Source organism: Corynebacterium choanae (assembly GCF_003813965.1).
GTDB lineage: Bacteria > Actinomycetota > Actinomycetes > Mycobacteriales > Mycobacteriaceae > Corynebacterium > Corynebacterium choanae.
This window is the reverse complement of record NZ_CP033896.1, coordinates 284,543-298,819: the sequence shown is the minus strand read 5'-3', so window position 1 is coordinate 298,819 and position 14,277 is coordinate 284,543. Positions and strand designations below refer to the sequence as shown.

Annotated in this window: 12 protein-coding genes; 6 read left to right on the top strand and 6 right to left on the bottom strand. The window is 57.3% G+C overall.

Going from position 1 to position 14,277, the window contains the following annotated elements; all coding sequences use genetic code 11:
• Nucleotides 1-327 precede the first annotated feature (327 nt).
• Entirely contained in the window at nt 328-777 is a 450-nt protein-coding gene (locus CCHOA_RS01050) for a hypothetical protein (protein WP_123925886.1), read from the bottom strand.
• A gap of 462 nt (nt 778-1,239) precedes the next feature.
• On the opposite strand from CCHOA_RS01050, the gene CCHOA_RS01045 reads away from it, so the two are divergent.
• Nucleotides 1,240-2,115, top strand: coding sequence for a sucrase ferredoxin (locus CCHOA_RS01045; RefSeq protein ID WP_123925884.1), 876 nt, complete (start codon nt 1,240-1,242; stop codon nt 2,113-2,115).
• A gap of 76 nt (nt 2,116-2,191) precedes the next feature.
• Here CCHOA_RS01045 and CCHOA_RS01040 read toward each other — a convergent pair whose 3' ends face one another.
• On the bottom strand, nt 2,192-3,139 hold the full coding sequence (locus CCHOA_RS01040; RefSeq protein WP_123925882.1) for a sugar-binding transcriptional regulator: 948 nt from the start codon (nt 3,137-3,139) through the stop codon (nt 2,192-2,194).
• A 363-nt stretch (nt 3,140-3,502) separates the two neighbouring features.
• Nucleotides 3,503-4,738 (bottom strand): formate-dependent phosphoribosylglycinamide formyltransferase, encoded by a 1,236-nt coding sequence (purT, locus tag CCHOA_RS01035; protein WP_123925880.1) that lies wholly within the window; start codon nt 4,736-4,738, stop codon nt 3,503-3,505.
• Nucleotides 4,739-5,179: 441 nt separating this feature from the next.
• On the opposite strand from purT, the gene CCHOA_RS01030 reads away from it, so the two are divergent.
• Complete coding sequence (locus tag CCHOA_RS01030; protein WP_123925878.1) at nt 5,180-5,689, top strand: phosphoribosyltransferase; 510 nt, start codon at nt 5,180-5,182, stop codon at nt 5,687-5,689.
• Between the two features lie 328 nt (nt 5,690-6,017).
• Here the strand turns inward: CCHOA_RS01030 and CCHOA_RS01025 are convergent, their stop codons facing one another.
• Complete coding sequence (locus CCHOA_RS01025; protein WP_123925876.1) at nt 6,018-7,307, bottom strand: adenylosuccinate synthase; 1,290 nt, start codon at nt 7,305-7,307, stop codon at nt 6,018-6,020.
• Nucleotides 7,308-7,631: 324 nt separating this feature from the next.
• Here CCHOA_RS01025 and CCHOA_RS01020 point away from each other — a divergent pair, with 324 nt between their 5' ends.
• Nucleotides 7,632-8,573: a hypothetical protein gene (locus tag CCHOA_RS01020; protein WP_206425805.1), complete on the top strand. Its 942-nt coding sequence runs from the start codon at nt 7,632-7,634 to the stop codon at nt 8,571-8,573.
• A gap of 362 nt (nt 8,574-8,935) precedes the next feature.
• On the opposite strand, the gene CCHOA_RS01015 is transcribed toward CCHOA_RS01020, so the two are convergent.
• Together CCHOA_RS01015 and fbaA are read right to left on the bottom strand one after the other, a co-directional pair.
• On the bottom strand, nt 8,936-10,195 hold the full coding sequence (locus tag CCHOA_RS01015; RefSeq protein ID WP_123925874.1) for an FUSC family protein: 1,260 nt from the start codon (nt 10,193-10,195) through the stop codon (nt 8,936-8,938).
• A 473-nt stretch (nt 10,196-10,668) separates the two neighbouring features.
• Nucleotides 10,669-11,703 (bottom strand): class II fructose-bisphosphate aldolase, encoded by a 1,035-nt coding sequence (gene fbaA, locus CCHOA_RS01010; RefSeq protein ID WP_123925872.1) that lies wholly within the window; start codon nt 11,701-11,703, stop codon nt 10,669-10,671.
• A 971-nt stretch (nt 11,704-12,674) separates the two neighbouring features.
• Here fbaA and CCHOA_RS01005 point away from each other — a divergent pair.
• The 3 genes from CCHOA_RS01005 to CCHOA_RS00995 all read left to right on the top strand — a co-directional run bounded on the left by CCHOA_RS01005 (nt 12,675) and on the right by CCHOA_RS00995 (nt 14,203).
• Nucleotides 12,675-13,325 (top strand): VTT domain-containing protein, encoded by a 651-nt coding sequence (locus CCHOA_RS01005; protein ID WP_206425831.1) that lies wholly within the window; start codon nt 12,675-12,677, stop codon nt 13,323-13,325.
• A gap of 125 nt (nt 13,326-13,450) precedes the next feature.
• Nucleotides 13,451-13,792 (top strand): integrase core domain-containing protein, encoded by a 342-nt coding sequence (locus CCHOA_RS11145; RefSeq protein ID WP_123925870.1) that lies wholly within the window; start codon nt 13,451-13,453, stop codon nt 13,790-13,792.
• 87 nt (nt 13,793-13,879) lie between these two features.
• Nucleotides 13,880-14,203 carry a zinc ribbon domain-containing protein YjdM gene (locus tag CCHOA_RS00995; RefSeq protein ID WP_123925868.1) on the top strand — a complete coding sequence of 108 codons (324 nt, stop codon included), beginning with the start codon at nt 13,880-13,882 and terminating at the stop codon, nt 14,201-14,203.
• Nucleotides 14,204-14,277: the final 74 nt, after the last annotated feature.

Below are 14,277 nucleotides of genomic sequence, written 5' to 3'. Positions count from 1 at the left end.
CCGGGTTGTTTGCCTCGCAGGATGCGAACAATGTTCCACCCACCATGCATGACAGCCCGCCGTGCACAAGCTCCCTTTCCCCAGTGACCACACCCCGCCGTGCACAAGCCCCGCCGTGCACAAGCCCCTTATGCGGCGCACCAAGCTCGTCGCGTACTACATACCCAGCTGCCCCATCGGGGTACACCCCAGGTGTGCCTGTTGTGGGCGACAAGTGTTGCCACACCAGATGAAACGGGGGTACACCAAAACCCACAACCGGTATTGCTACAGCGTAAGAAGCAAGCGAAGGGATGTGGCCGACCAGCCCAGGGGCGCACAGCCGACTTATTGTGTCACCATTCGGGCACCTAGCGGCTGGTCAAGATCCACCACCGTAGAGGTCACCACAAGCTCCCGGGTGCAAGCCATCGGCGCATCCGGCAGCCGCCCCTGAAACACGGTGATCTTCACCTGGGTGGGGGTTTGTGTCACGGCGGTGTTGATGCCATAGCAGCGATGCGTTCCGGTGGTGAAGAACACGCGAATCTGCGAACCATCCCCGATGATCTCGTATCCATCCCATGTCGTCTGATGCGGGTTTTCGATTTGGGGATTAGCGGCAAGATCACTGTCCCGGGTCACCGGGCCGCGGGTGGTACCACTCCCGGAGAAACTCGGCCACGGCGGAAGATCACCTGCCCGGGAGGAGATGCCAATAGCGGCAAGAAGAAGCGCCACCAATCCGACAAGGGCAACAAATAACTTGGTGGCATCAATGGCGAGTTTGGGATGCATGACAGCTCCTATTCTGCAATGGTGTCGCCGTGCGGCAAACACCCTGTTTTGTCACACGCCCAGCGGTTTCCCACCATCGTGTAGCCGGGTGTTGGCCAACATTGTGGCACCACCAGGGTTGTGGCTCCACTACCGAAAACACCGGCCCCAAGCAATCATGATTCACCCGGGGTGGTACTTGGACTACGGGAGACAAAAATAGCAACAACAAGGGGCGCGACTCGACACGAAACGCAAGGTGGGTAACCGGGATGATCGGTGTGCGCGTCCTTTCAGCCTACCGCGCCCCAGCAATCCACTGCCGAGGCACCGACCGCGCCGCAACAATCCACTGCCGAGGCACCGACCCGCACCCCACCCTTCCCTACCGGCGCTGATACGTGGCCTGATGCTTGCCTGGACGGGCACGGGTCCATCCTTACCCCACCGGTGGTGCGCCGTGGATGAGTACACTGGCCTACTATGCAACACGCCTGCAGTGATTCGACTGTTGAACCGTTGCCGGGAACCGCCCGCACCGGGCGCATGTTTGTCGCCATGGAACATCCCGGCCCCTGGTCACGGGATATTTTAGATGGCGGCACACTCACCGACACCGACCGTTTCCGCGACATCCCGGGGTTGATGCTCATTCGCCGCCCCGGTCGGGAAGGCCGACATCCCAAAACACTGCGGCGGATCTATCTCATCTATCCCAGTGAAGGCATCATCGAAACGCTCCTCGCCCCGGAGGAAACCGTACCCACCTTGGACTTCACCGACCCTGGTCGCAACACCGCCCACGGGGCGACAGTGTTAGACGAACCATTGCTGCTGGTGTGCACCCACGCGAAACGGGATCAATGCTGTGCGGTGAAAGGCCGCCCGATTGTGGCGGCAGCCGCGGAGGCATACCCTGCCGCCCATGTGTGGGAATGCTCCCATGCGGGTGGTCACCGTTTCGCCCCAGCAGTGTTGCTCTATCCGTGGGGCTATTCCTATGGGCAGCTCAACGAACAGGCCACAATCGCCCTGCTGCGGGCAGCATATCGCGGCGAGATGTTCCTGCCCGGTAACCGGGGTTCAACATTATTCGATCAGCCAGGCCAAGTTCGTGAACTTGCTGTCGCCCACAGGCTTGCGGCGGCCGGGGAGTCACTCCATTTCGGGGATCTCACCGTCAACGGCGACATCGTCACCCACCGGGATGGTCGTCGTTTCACCGTTACGGTAACCGCCAGCACTGTCGATGAGGTGGTGGTGTCATGCGGGAAACCGCCCACCACGAAAACAAGCTACCGCGCCACACAGGTCACCCCCTTGCCAGAGGGTGACATACCCCAACCAGGCCAGCAGTGAGCCGCTGTTACCAGCGGCAACTCGTGACGCGCTTATAGCGGCACCGGTGTTGCCCACCAGTAGCGGCAGCAGGCTGCTACACGGTTTGCAGAACCAGCTCCGCAGTGGGGGCATCAATAATGAGATGTGTGGCCAATCCCATCGATAAGGCTGCACTGATTGCTTGTGCTTTTTCCACCCCACCGGCGATCAGCACCCGCGCCGGACGGGAAGCTAACTGTGCCAATGTGATCCCCACAGTGCGGGCATCAATATCGGGTACGGCGATCTGTCCATCAATCGTGAAGAACCGGGAACATGCATCCCCCACCGCCCGGGAAAGCAGTTCGGTGATCTCACCTTCCGTTATCAACCCAAGATTTAACAGCAGCGCCTCCCGGTGAATATCACCGACGGTAAACACCGCCACATCAACTGCTGCCCCGGCGGCCAAAATATCGGCAATAAAACGGTCTTGTTCCACAATGGTTTTCGTCGTGGGATCATCAAAAATCACCGGCAGCGGCAGCGGCACTGCCCGGGCAGTAAACGCCTCCGCGACATTGCGTAACGTTTCCGCGTCAAAGGTGGAATGGGTGGAATGGGAAGTACCGCCTTTGAGCTGCACCACCTGCACATCCCGGCGCGGTGACGGATGCGCAGCCAGCGCCTGCGACACTGCATACATGGTGTTGCCCCACGAGATCCCCACCCGCATTCCATCATCCACCAGCGGTGGAATCACCGCCGTGCTCGCTTGAGCAAGTTCTGTCAACACATGCTTGTGCGCATTCGAGGCGGGGATCACCACCGTTGCCGCAGTAATCGGAAACGCCTGTTCAAGGGCGGTGGCAAGGGCGCTGGTTTGCGAGCTCGGATCGTGAATAGTGATGGTGACCAGGGACGTGTCCCTGGCGAAACGCAGCAATTTCGCCACGGTGGGGCGAGAGATCCCTAACGCTTCAGCAACCTGCGACTGGGACATCTCATCGGTGTAATACAATTTTGCCGCCCGCAGTGCCTGCGCGACTTTGGCATCTGTCATAACCGACTCATCTTTCCACTGGTGCGGCTGTGGCTCACAGCATGGGGTTTTTCTGCCCGGTGCCACAGCAACGCCGGGTTTCTACTGCACCTATCACAGCACAGTATTACTCCTCCCGGCCAGTTCCAGGTGCTGCTGGCTGCGGTGAGGAGAAGATATTCCTTCTTCCGACCAGTGCCAGGGTTGTACTGTTTTCACGTCACCAACCTGCTGGGGCGCCCTGTTGGGATCCGGGGACAGCCACCCACTCGGCGTGGGGTACTCGACACCGGGTGGGCAGCACCACTCGAGCACCCAAACCCCGGCACAGTATTTGCTTCCATGTTCCTTCTGCTATGACGCACGAAGGATCATCCACCAAGGTTACTGCCCCGCTTGGCCCTCCAAGCTAGTGTCTACTGGCCGCACACAGCTGGCCGCCTCAGCGGCACGCTGCCGGGCTTGCTCCACTGTGTCCGCGGTCGCTAATGCCACCCCCATGCGACGCCGGGGTGTCGCCGAAGGTTTACCAAATAGCCGTACCTGGGATTCGGGAATAGCTAGCGCCTCCCGCAAACCGGTGAATGCGGGCATATCTGTGGTGGTCTGCCCATAGATCACCTGACTTGCCCCAGGTGTTGTCAGTGTCACGTCGATGGGCAGCCCTAAAATCGCGCGGGCGTGCAGTTCAAATTCGCTGCACCGTTGGCTTGCCATCGTCACCATACCGGTATCATGCGGCCGCGGCGACACTTCAGAAAACAGCACATCGTCGCCGGCAACGAACAGTTCCACACCGAATACTCCCCGCCCGCCAAGGGCAGTAGTGATCCGCGCAGCAATGGAGCGGGCTGCTTCTTTCGCGGCATCCGACATTGCTGCCGGCTGCCACGACTGCACATAGTCACCGTCAAGCTGCTGGTGGCCGATCGGTTCACAAAACCAGGTGGCATCCTGCCCGGTTGCCGGATCAATACTTTTCACCGTCAGCAAGGTGATCTCATAGTCGAAGTCGACAAACCCTTCCACAATCACCCGGGTGTTGGTCACCCGTCCGCCACGTTGGGCAGTCTCCCAGGCGGCGGGAAGCTCTGCTGCGGAATGCGCCACCGACTGGCCTTTCCCGGAGGAAGACATCACCGGTTTAATCACGCAAGGAAAACCAATGTCGGCGGCTGCCTCCTGCAGCTCCGGCAATGATCCAGCAAACGCATAGGGGCTGGTCGGAAGTCCGAGTTCTGCGGCGGCAAGCCGGCGGATCCCTTCCCGATCCATTGTCAAACAAGTGGCCTGTGCGGTGGGGATGACAGTGACCTCGGTGGTGTCTTCCAACTCCTGCAGGACACTGGTTGCCACCGCTTCAATCTCCGGGACAACCACATCCGGCTGCACTGTGGTGATCAGTTCCCGCAGCGCCACCGGATCAGTCATATCGACAACATGGGCAACATCTGCGACCTGATGGGCGGGGGCACCTGCATAGCGGTCAACCGCATGCACCACCACACCGTAGCGGGCAAACGCAATAGCCACTTCTTTGCCTAACTCCCCAGCGCCCAGCAGCATGACCGTAATGGCCTGTTTCGGATGCGGGCAACCAAATTCGGTCGGGGTAAACATCAGCACAACACCTTCACTTTTTGTGTTTCACGTCGCTTGATTGTTCGCACAGCAGCAAACCAGTTTTCGCCCAATCCGGCCACCACCCTGCCCGGGATGACCAAACAGTTCGTGCAGCTGCCAACTTGTCACCATCTGGTTGTCACCAGACGGTGCAGAACACCGGACAGCTAACATAGCAGCGCTCGCCTGCGCCACAGCACCATAGGTGGTTTGAAGGATGCACCGGCACACCGTGCTGGAACACAACACCAGTACACCGAACTAATGGTGCCGCCAACAGCCGGCTACGCCATAGGGCTTGCCTTCCACCCTACAAGCAGCACACCCTGCCAGGGTGGCGAATACCACAACAACTCTTAGGTTTTCCTCCCAGGTAGGAAACCCCATGCTACGTCAAGGCATCCGCACAGCCCGCGAAATCTGCAGTACACTGCTGCTATGGCATACCATGCAGACTCAAGCGATCTCACAGTAAAAGAAGTGCTCACCTGGGATGGGTTTGGTGAAGCCACCCGTGAGCTGGCACAAACCATTGTCGATCAGGATTTCACCCCGGACATTATTATTGCCGTTGCCCGCGGCGGCCTGGTGCCTGCCGGCGCCTTGTCCTATGCCATGGGGGTGAAATTGGCGGACACAATGAACGTCGAGTTTTACACCGACGTCGAAGAAACCCTTCCCGATCCGGTGCTGCTGGCGCCCCTGCTCGACATGGATGAGATCGCCGGAAAAAAACTCCTCGTTGTTGACGATGTAGCCGACTCTGGTCGCACCCTTGCCCTGGTACTCGAGCTGCTAAAGAAAGCCGGCGCCGGCGATGTGCGTTCCGCGGTGCTCTACGCGAAATCCCGCTCTGTCGTCGATCCGACCTTCGTGTGGAAACGCACCGACGAGTGGATTGTGTTCCCCTGGTCGGCGGAAAAGCCAGTAGAAAAGTCTACGAACTAGATTTCTAAGACTTCTATCAAGCAACAACCTACTGCGAAGGCAGTGTTCCAACACCCCCTCGGCGCGTCCCCGCGACTGTGGTACCCAAACCAGTGGTGCACAGTGTGGTGGCGCGCCGTTGGTGGCTGTGCATCCGGAGGTTACCTGGTCTCTACCAAGACATAAGGAAAAGCAGCCTGCAGCATATCGTTCAAACAACGATTGCCACAGGCTGCTTTACTCGTGTGGGATGTGTCAACAACCAAGGTGCGATAGCCCGCTGAGCACAACTGCTACAACCGCCAGCACCAGGCAACACACCACGGCCGCCAGCGACAGCACACCCCTGCTAGCTCTCCATCACGTCGTTGATCACAATGGTTTGATCCCGGCCAGGGCCGACCCCAATATAGGACACCCGGCAGCCAGACAATTCCTCGAGCCGGCGCACATAGGCCTGCGCCTTCGGCGGCAGCTCCTCGAAGGTGCGGCAGCCGGTAATATCCTCATCCCATGCCGGCATCGTCTCATAGATCGGCTTGGCATGATGGAAGTCCGACTGGGACACCGGCATCTCATCGAAACGCACCCCATCGACGTCATAGGCCACACAGATCGGAATCTCCCCGATCCCGGTGAGCACATCCAACTTGGTGACAAACAGGTCAGTAAACCCATTCACCCGGCTGGCATAGCGTGCCACCACCGAGTCATACCAGCCGCAGCGCCGCTTCCGACCAGTGTTGACCCCCACCTCGCCACCGGTGGTTTGCAAAAACTCGCCCCACTCATCGAACAATTCCGTGGGGAAGGGACCGGCACCGACGCGAGTGGTGTACGCCTTGACAATGCCTAACGAAGCGGTGATCTTCGTAGGCCCAATCCCGGAGCCGACACAGGCGCCACCGGCGGTCGGGTTCGACGAGGTCACAAAAGGATAGGTGCCGTGATCCACATCCAACATGGTGGCCTGGCCACCTTCCATAAGAATGTGTTTGCCGGCGTCGAGCGCCTGGTTGAGCTCTAATTCGGTTTCGATAACCATCGGCCGCAGCCGGTCAGCGAAAGACAGCAGATAGTCGACAATCGCATCAGCTTCGATCGCTTTGCGGTTATACATTTTCACCAGAATCTGGTTTTTCACATCCAACGCAGATTCAACTTTTTGCCGCAGAATCGACTCGTCGAAGAGATCCTGCACCCGGATACCAACCCGGGATACTTTATCGGCATAGGTCGGCCCGATACCGCGGCCAGTAGTGCCGATGGCACGCTTACCAAGGAATCGTTCCTGCACCCGGTCAAGTACCTGATGATAGGGGGCAACAATGTGGGCATTTGCCGAGATCCGCAGCCGGGAAGCGTTCGCGCCCCGGGCCTCCAATCCGTCGATCTCGTCGAAGAGTGCCTCCAAGTTGATCACCACACCGTTGCCAAGAATTGGGGTGGCGTTTTCGCTCAACACACCGGCAGGAAGCAGCTTCAACTCATATTTTTCACCACCCACTACAACAGTGTGACCAGCATTGTTGCCACCGTTAGGCTTGACAACATAGTCCACTTGTCCGCCCAGAATATCGGTGGCTTTTCCTTTGCCTTCGTCGCCCCATTGAGCGCCGACTACCACGATTACTGCCATTGGTGCACCTACTTGAAGTGTCGAGATTCGGCCAGAGTTGCACTGCCCTTGGTGATTGTCCTCATCCACGGCACGTGTTGGGACAAGAACGCATCATAGTGTACACGGCACACCTGCCCGGCCAGTGTGGGAAAGACCACCCCAAGTCAAGTGCTCACCTTGCAAGCAGCCCGTTTGCCGTTCGTCGGTGAAACAAAAGAAAAAAACTCGGCCTGATTACAGCCCACCTTCGACGCGCCTTTAGCCAAACACGTTCTCTCCACACCAAAGGCTTCCATCCCTGCATAACAGGTACTACTGACCACCCAGTAGACTGCTGTAGCTATGACAGTCTTGGTCGTCGCCATGGATTCCGCCACTGATGTGCCGGGCAGCCCACTTCCAGCCGCAGCACCACAGGTGGTGTCACAGGCCACAGTGGTTTCGTTGCCGCCGCGTCCCACCCGCCGCGAACTCAAAACACTCGACGACATCCTTGCGCAGTATCGTCCCGCCGACACCGGACCGAGTCTCGAAGAGATTCAGGCAAGTAACGCTGTGCCCGCATTGGGCATTCCACAACGCAGCCAGCTAATAGATGTGGAGATGCGCATCATTGTGTACGGCGATGACAGCTTCTTCAGCCTCATTGTCACCCGGCTGATGCGGCGGGATGAGCATTGGATCGAAGTAGCTTATGTGCCAACCGATCCTGCCTCTGTGGTGGCGGCAAACTTCGCCATACCCACAACCAGTGCTGCGGCGTGGACGCTTGCCGCCACAGGTGAAGTTCATCCTATTCCGCTCATCCGCGATGATTCCGCCAATGCGGTAGTCGGCTATGCCACGATTCACCGCGCCGACTTTAGGGAGATCACCGGGGAGATCATTGTCGATGACACAGTGCTGCTGCGGCACGAAGCAACCAAACGACTACCCCGCCACGGCAACTATGGGGTGCGGCTCGTACCCATGAATACTGCACCCGGCATTGCAGCCGCCCGGGCAATCACCACCTTTGATCCACAAGGAACACCGGGAGTGTTGCGTCGCCTATTTGGTCTCACTGCAAGTCCTACCCCGGCCGGGAAACAGCCGCCGGTCGAATATGATCCAGCGACGTTAGCCACCGGCCGTGCCCTCCAGGCCGGCGGTCTCGAGCTGGTGGTCACCATTGACGGGATTGCCCGACCCCGACCGGTGAAACGAGTAACGTTCTATCGTCATCTGCGGGATCTGCAGCTTGTGCGGCCCGCTGATCCAAGTGATGACCGCACAGCCAAATAGTTCATCACCCGCGGTGGTTCACAGCCGTAGCAATCCTGCACCATGGCGAAAACACCGCTGCACCATTGCCAACTGCAACACAGCAACCACAACACAGCAACTGGTGCAAAGCTAGCTAGTATGCCACGGAAGAAAAAGGGAACGCGGCAAGATTGGGCGGATCTAGCAAGATTGCGGAGCGCAACACGTACGCGGTGCACTGCAAGCGTGGTGCTGATAAATTCAGTCCCACCAGCAGGTGTCAGGGAAAGCTCACATAAGGCCATGCCCATGGCTCAAGTGTGCATGACAACGTGGTTCAAGAGTGGATGACAACGTGGTGCAACTTAAAAAGGTTGCATAACACTGCTACGCAACTCCAGCTATTGTTCAGCCGTATCGGCAGGATCATTGAGCTGCTCGCCGCTGATCGTGGGCTGCCGAAAATGGGCGTGCCGCTCTTCCGGGCGGGGCTCATGCAACTCGGGCGGCACTTCCGGATGTTCACTCGTTGGCTGCAGCACCGCCTTCGCTGAGCTGCGGGACAATCCACAAATAGAGAGCAAATCCACAATCAGGGAACGGGTCTGTCCAAGCACCATCACCGCCGAGAGCACTTTCCCATCAACGACAGCAGGACCGGCCATCGCCCCCATTCGTCGCAATTTCGCCGTGAGCTCACCGATTACTGACGCTTCGAGTTTGTGTTGTGGCTGCCGGTACGCCACCGCCAGTACCGTCATCACCTCAGAAAGGCCAGTAATGAGATGCAACTGGTCGGCGGAGACCTCATCATTGTCTTCCGCTAACACGAGGGCTCGGCGGGCCAGCACCCGCGTATTGCGCATCGCATTATCGACTGGGTTCAACACCCGGTTGAGCGACCGAACGCGCCGTTTTGTTTTCCAATGCAGCGGGCTGACCAGCGCGGCCTCTTGCCCAGCTTTTGCTTGTGCAATGAGATTATTGATATTGCCCTGGGTGCCCCGGGCAGTCTGTAAGGCCCGACGAATCCGGGGCGCATCATGGGTAGGAAGAGCAAGAGCGACCTCCGCGAGCACATGAGCCGCAATCGACAGAATCGTTGAAATTTCGTTGCGGGCACCCTTCAACGGATTATCGGGAACCAGCGCCAAAATCACAATGGCCACCGACCCACCAATAAACGAATCCAGCATCCGATCCACCCCACCGGAAGTGCCGGGCGGGAAAATCGTGGCAATCAGCACGACCCCAATACCAGCTTGGGTGAATACCAGTTGGGAACGATCCGCATACACTGCTGCCGCTAACGCGATAGCCACAATCACCCCCATTTGCCAGGCACCACCGCCAAGCCAGGTAACCAGCAGATCACCTAACCCCACCCCGAGGGTAACGCCAATATTCAGTTCAACAGCACGGCGCAGCCGCTCCCCGCCGGTAAGACCGATGATGATGATCGCAGCCATGGGGGCGAAGAACACATTGTGGTGACCAAACCAGTGGGTTGCCACCCACCAGGACACCCCGGCCGCCAGCGAGCCTTGCACAATGGGGACAAGCGATGACCGCAGCCGAGTGAGCCCATCGTCATGAAATTGACGCAGTCGTGCACCGGCACCACGTCGCGCCCGGGTCAATGTGAGGCCAGCCACTTGCATTCCTTCACCGTTGTTGTATCAGCCCAAACCATCATTCCGGCACACCGTCAACAGTTGCTGCACCATGCCAGGTGTGCCACACGTCCCAACCTTAGCGAAAACCATCCAATGCGGTGGTAGTTGTTGCAAGACCTCAACGCCACAACCGGCGGTATCCCACACCACCGAGGGAGTCAACTGCCCGCATAGCCCCCAGCCTGCCCAAGTAAAGCGCCTGCAGCATAAGGAAGCGCCTGCAGCATCAGGAACTTGTAACGGGAGCAACGTAAGGGACTTGTGACGGACAAAAAATAAGGAACATGCGGCAGGCAGTAAGGATCACCCGGCAGAACAAAGCATGAAAAAACGGATACGACCCACCCTCCCGGCAGCCGGGAGCGCAGCATCGTATCCGTTGACAGATGCGTGACACACAACCATCACGCAAACTATTTCACCGATCAGCGGCTAGCTGAAAGGGAAAAGAAAGACATTTACTTCGACAGGGTGGTGCCCACCGAGTGCAGATCCTGGCAGGTTTCGATGATGCGTTCGCTCATGCCCTGCTCAGCCTTCTTCATGTAGGAGCGAGGATCGTAGACCTTCTTGTTGCCGACTTCGCCGTCCACCTTGAGCACACCGTCATAGTTTTCGAACATGTGGCCAACCACTGGACGGGAGAACGCATACTGGGTGTCGGTGTCGACATTCATCTTAATGACACCGTAGCGCAGTGCTTCTTCGATCTTTTCCTTCTCGGAGCCGGAGCCACCGTGGAAGACGAAATCGAATGGCTGTGCATCCTCATCCAGGCCGAGCTTCTTCGCAGCAACACGCTGACCAGCCTTGAGTACCTCAGGGCGAAGCTTGACGTTACCTGGCTTGTACACGCCGTGGACGTTACCGAAGGTAGCAGCCAGCAGATAGCGGCCGTTTTCACCGGAGCCGACAGCGTCGATGGTCTTGGCGAAGTCTTCTTCCGAGGTGTACAGCTGGGCGCCAGCCTTAGCCTCAACACCGTCTTCTTCACCGCCGACAACACCGATCTCGAATTCGAGAATAATGTGTGCCTTGCGTGCCTTCTCCAGGAGTTCCTGAGCAATCACCAGGTTCTCGTCGATCGGGATAGCGGAACCATCCCACATGTGGGACTGGAACAGAGGCAGCTCGCCGCGGTCGACACGCTCCTGGGAGATAGCGATCAACGGACGAACATACTCGTCGAGCACTTCTTTCTGGCAGTGGTCAGTGTGCAGTGCCACGTTGATGCCATAGTTCTTGGCGGCTTCGTGAGCAAACGCAGCCAGCGCGCAAGCACCCTTGACCTTGTTTTTCACAGCCAAGCCGGAACCGAACTCAGCACCGCCGGTGGAGAACTGGATGATGCCATCGGATTCAGCTTCAGCGAAACCCTTCAAAGCGGCGTTGATGGTCTCAGAGGAGGTGCAGTTGATCGCGGGGTAAGCAAAACCCTTCTCCTTGGCGCGATCAAGCATCTCGGCATAAACCTCAGGTGTTGCGATAGGCATAGAGAAGATTCTCCTTGGGGTAGGTTAAAGATGAAAAACGTCGCGGGGTTCTATGAAATTGTGGACTCCGCGTAGAACGCGGCCACACATGGGGCGTGCCCCGCAGCAGAAAAGCCGAGTGAGCACTGCGCCAGAGCATCTTCGTCTCGGACATTGCTCACGCGAACCCTCATGGCGCTACATGCTGATAGTTTAGGCGTTGACGGCACTCGGTGGCGGATTTTATGTTTCATATCACCACCCAAGGTCTCTGCGGGGCAGAGAGATTGACACGATTTTTCTCTCTTACGCCGCAGCTCACAGCATTGTAGGCATCCACACAACAAACACATGTGGTGAAATAGCTCACCGTCCAAATCGAAAGCGAAACTATTCACAATAATGCTCGCAGCGTAGTGTTTTCCTGCAACCGATGGGAGAACAACAATCACCCCTGTAGGCGGCAGCAAAGTCCCGTTGGCGTAGCGATGATGTTAGGCGTTAGGCGAAAGTGGGCAACGCGGACAGTACCAAGCCAAATACTGCAGCCGGTTGCAATGGCTTTCTACTCGCAGTTGCCGAGAGCATCACCAGATAGCATGTGCCACATGAAAAAAGACAAACCGGCTGAAAACACGGTAGTCATTGCAGTTTCAGCAGCGTGGGGCACGTCGTCGCTGACGGTGATCTAGCCCTTTTAGCAACAGGAGTTTTTCACAAGTCCGCAGGTTTCGAGGCTTGGAAGAACCCTTTGTGAAAAGGTTCCGTCGACGGCTCAGCGGCGTGCTTTTTACACAATCACCTCTTGAGACCGGAAACGGGTTTCTGTGCCACAGCTTTTCCCAAAGCCCCGTTAAGTGGCGGCAGTATGCGTCACCCTGATAGCTGGTCACTGTGGTTTTCCGCCGTAACCAGATAGGGTAGGCCATGTGATTGACACCACCTTTGTGACTGCAGCGGCTGAGACGGTTCAAGCTGCCGGCCCGCGATGGATGGATCCGATGTATCTCATGTCGGGTTCGGGACCATTCGGCGACTGGATTCTCGGCGGCATACTCCTCATAGTTTTTATCGAATCTGGCGTGCTGTTTCCGATTCTTCCCGGCGATTCGCTTCTATTCACAGGCGGCATGCTCGCCAGCCAGCCTGATCCTTTCGCTCCTCTTTGGCTTCTCGCGGTGAGCGTCCCGATGGCCGGTATACTCGGCGGGTTCGTGGGCTACTTCCTTGGACACAAGTTTGGGGAAGTACTCTCTCACAAGCCCGATAGTCGTTTCTTTAAAAAAGCGTGGCTGACCGAATCGCACGACTTTTTTGAAAAATACGGCCCTATCACGGTGATTATCTGCCGCTTCGTGCCGATTGTGCGTACCTTCGCCTCCGTTGTTGCTGGAATGTCAGGTATGCGCTTCCGCCAGTTCGCTATCTACAACATCATTGGCGCGATCCTGTGGGGCACGGGTCTGGTGATGCTCGGCGCATGGCTGGGACAGTTCTCGTTCATCCGCGACCACATTGAGGCGATTTTCCTCTTTATCGTGTTGCTCTCTATCACCCCAGGTATTTGGGGCGCGTGGAAAAAGTCGAAGTGGGGCAGTAAGAAAACGGCGGATGCGAACACTACTAGCCCGCGGGTGAAGTAGAGCCTGCAACCTTTCAGCGTTTACGCCCGACATTCACACACCCGGCCTGTTCTGCTCTGCGCTGCTCGCAGTTTATTGCTCATGTTCTTGCTGATTGGACTGTAGAGCCTGACGCTAAGACATCGATGGTGTTCATTGCGCCTGGTCAACTGTGGCAGAACGGATTTGTGGAGTCGCTTCATAACCGGATGCGGGATGAACTGTGGAAAGACAATCACATCGAAGGTATCGGCCATGCGCGTGTTCTGCATAAACGCTGGCGGGTTCGATATAATCCGCGCCACCCGTATTCATCGTTGGAGTATCTTTCCCCGAGTGAATTCGCAGCTCAAGTTCAAGCTGGGCAAGAAACAACAGCCCGACAACTTAAGTCTGCCGAGCCGAATATCCAGAGCACCTCACCACCAGTTAGGAAAAACGAATCTCGATCATCTTCAATTAGCAGGACACATCGATCTTACCCATGACGTGACAAGCGGATATCCAGCAGCTAAGTCTTGACTCCAGATAGTTCTCAATAGTTCTCAGAAAACAGGACGAGTACACTTCGGGACATGAACTGCCCTCAGTGTGACTGTGAATACACCTACGAAGTCTCGGGACTCTACACATGCCCGGAATGCGCCCATGAATGGTTTCCAGGCGAAGAGACAGAAATCCAACAGATTGTTGATTCTGTCGGAAACCCCCTCAGTGACGGCGATAGCGTCACCATCGTAAAGACTATGAAGATCAAAGGCTCGGCAACGCCACTGAAGGCTGGCACGAAGGTGAAAAATATCCGGCTCATTGAACCGGAGAACGGTCACGACATCGAAGCTCGTATCGACGGCTTCGGCAAGATGTATCTCAAATCATCGATCGTCAAGAAAGCCTAACAACTACTTGGGTACCTGCCGAACGGCTCAATCCGGCGCGGCCACTACTGCTTCTACTGTGAAGAGCTCGCCAG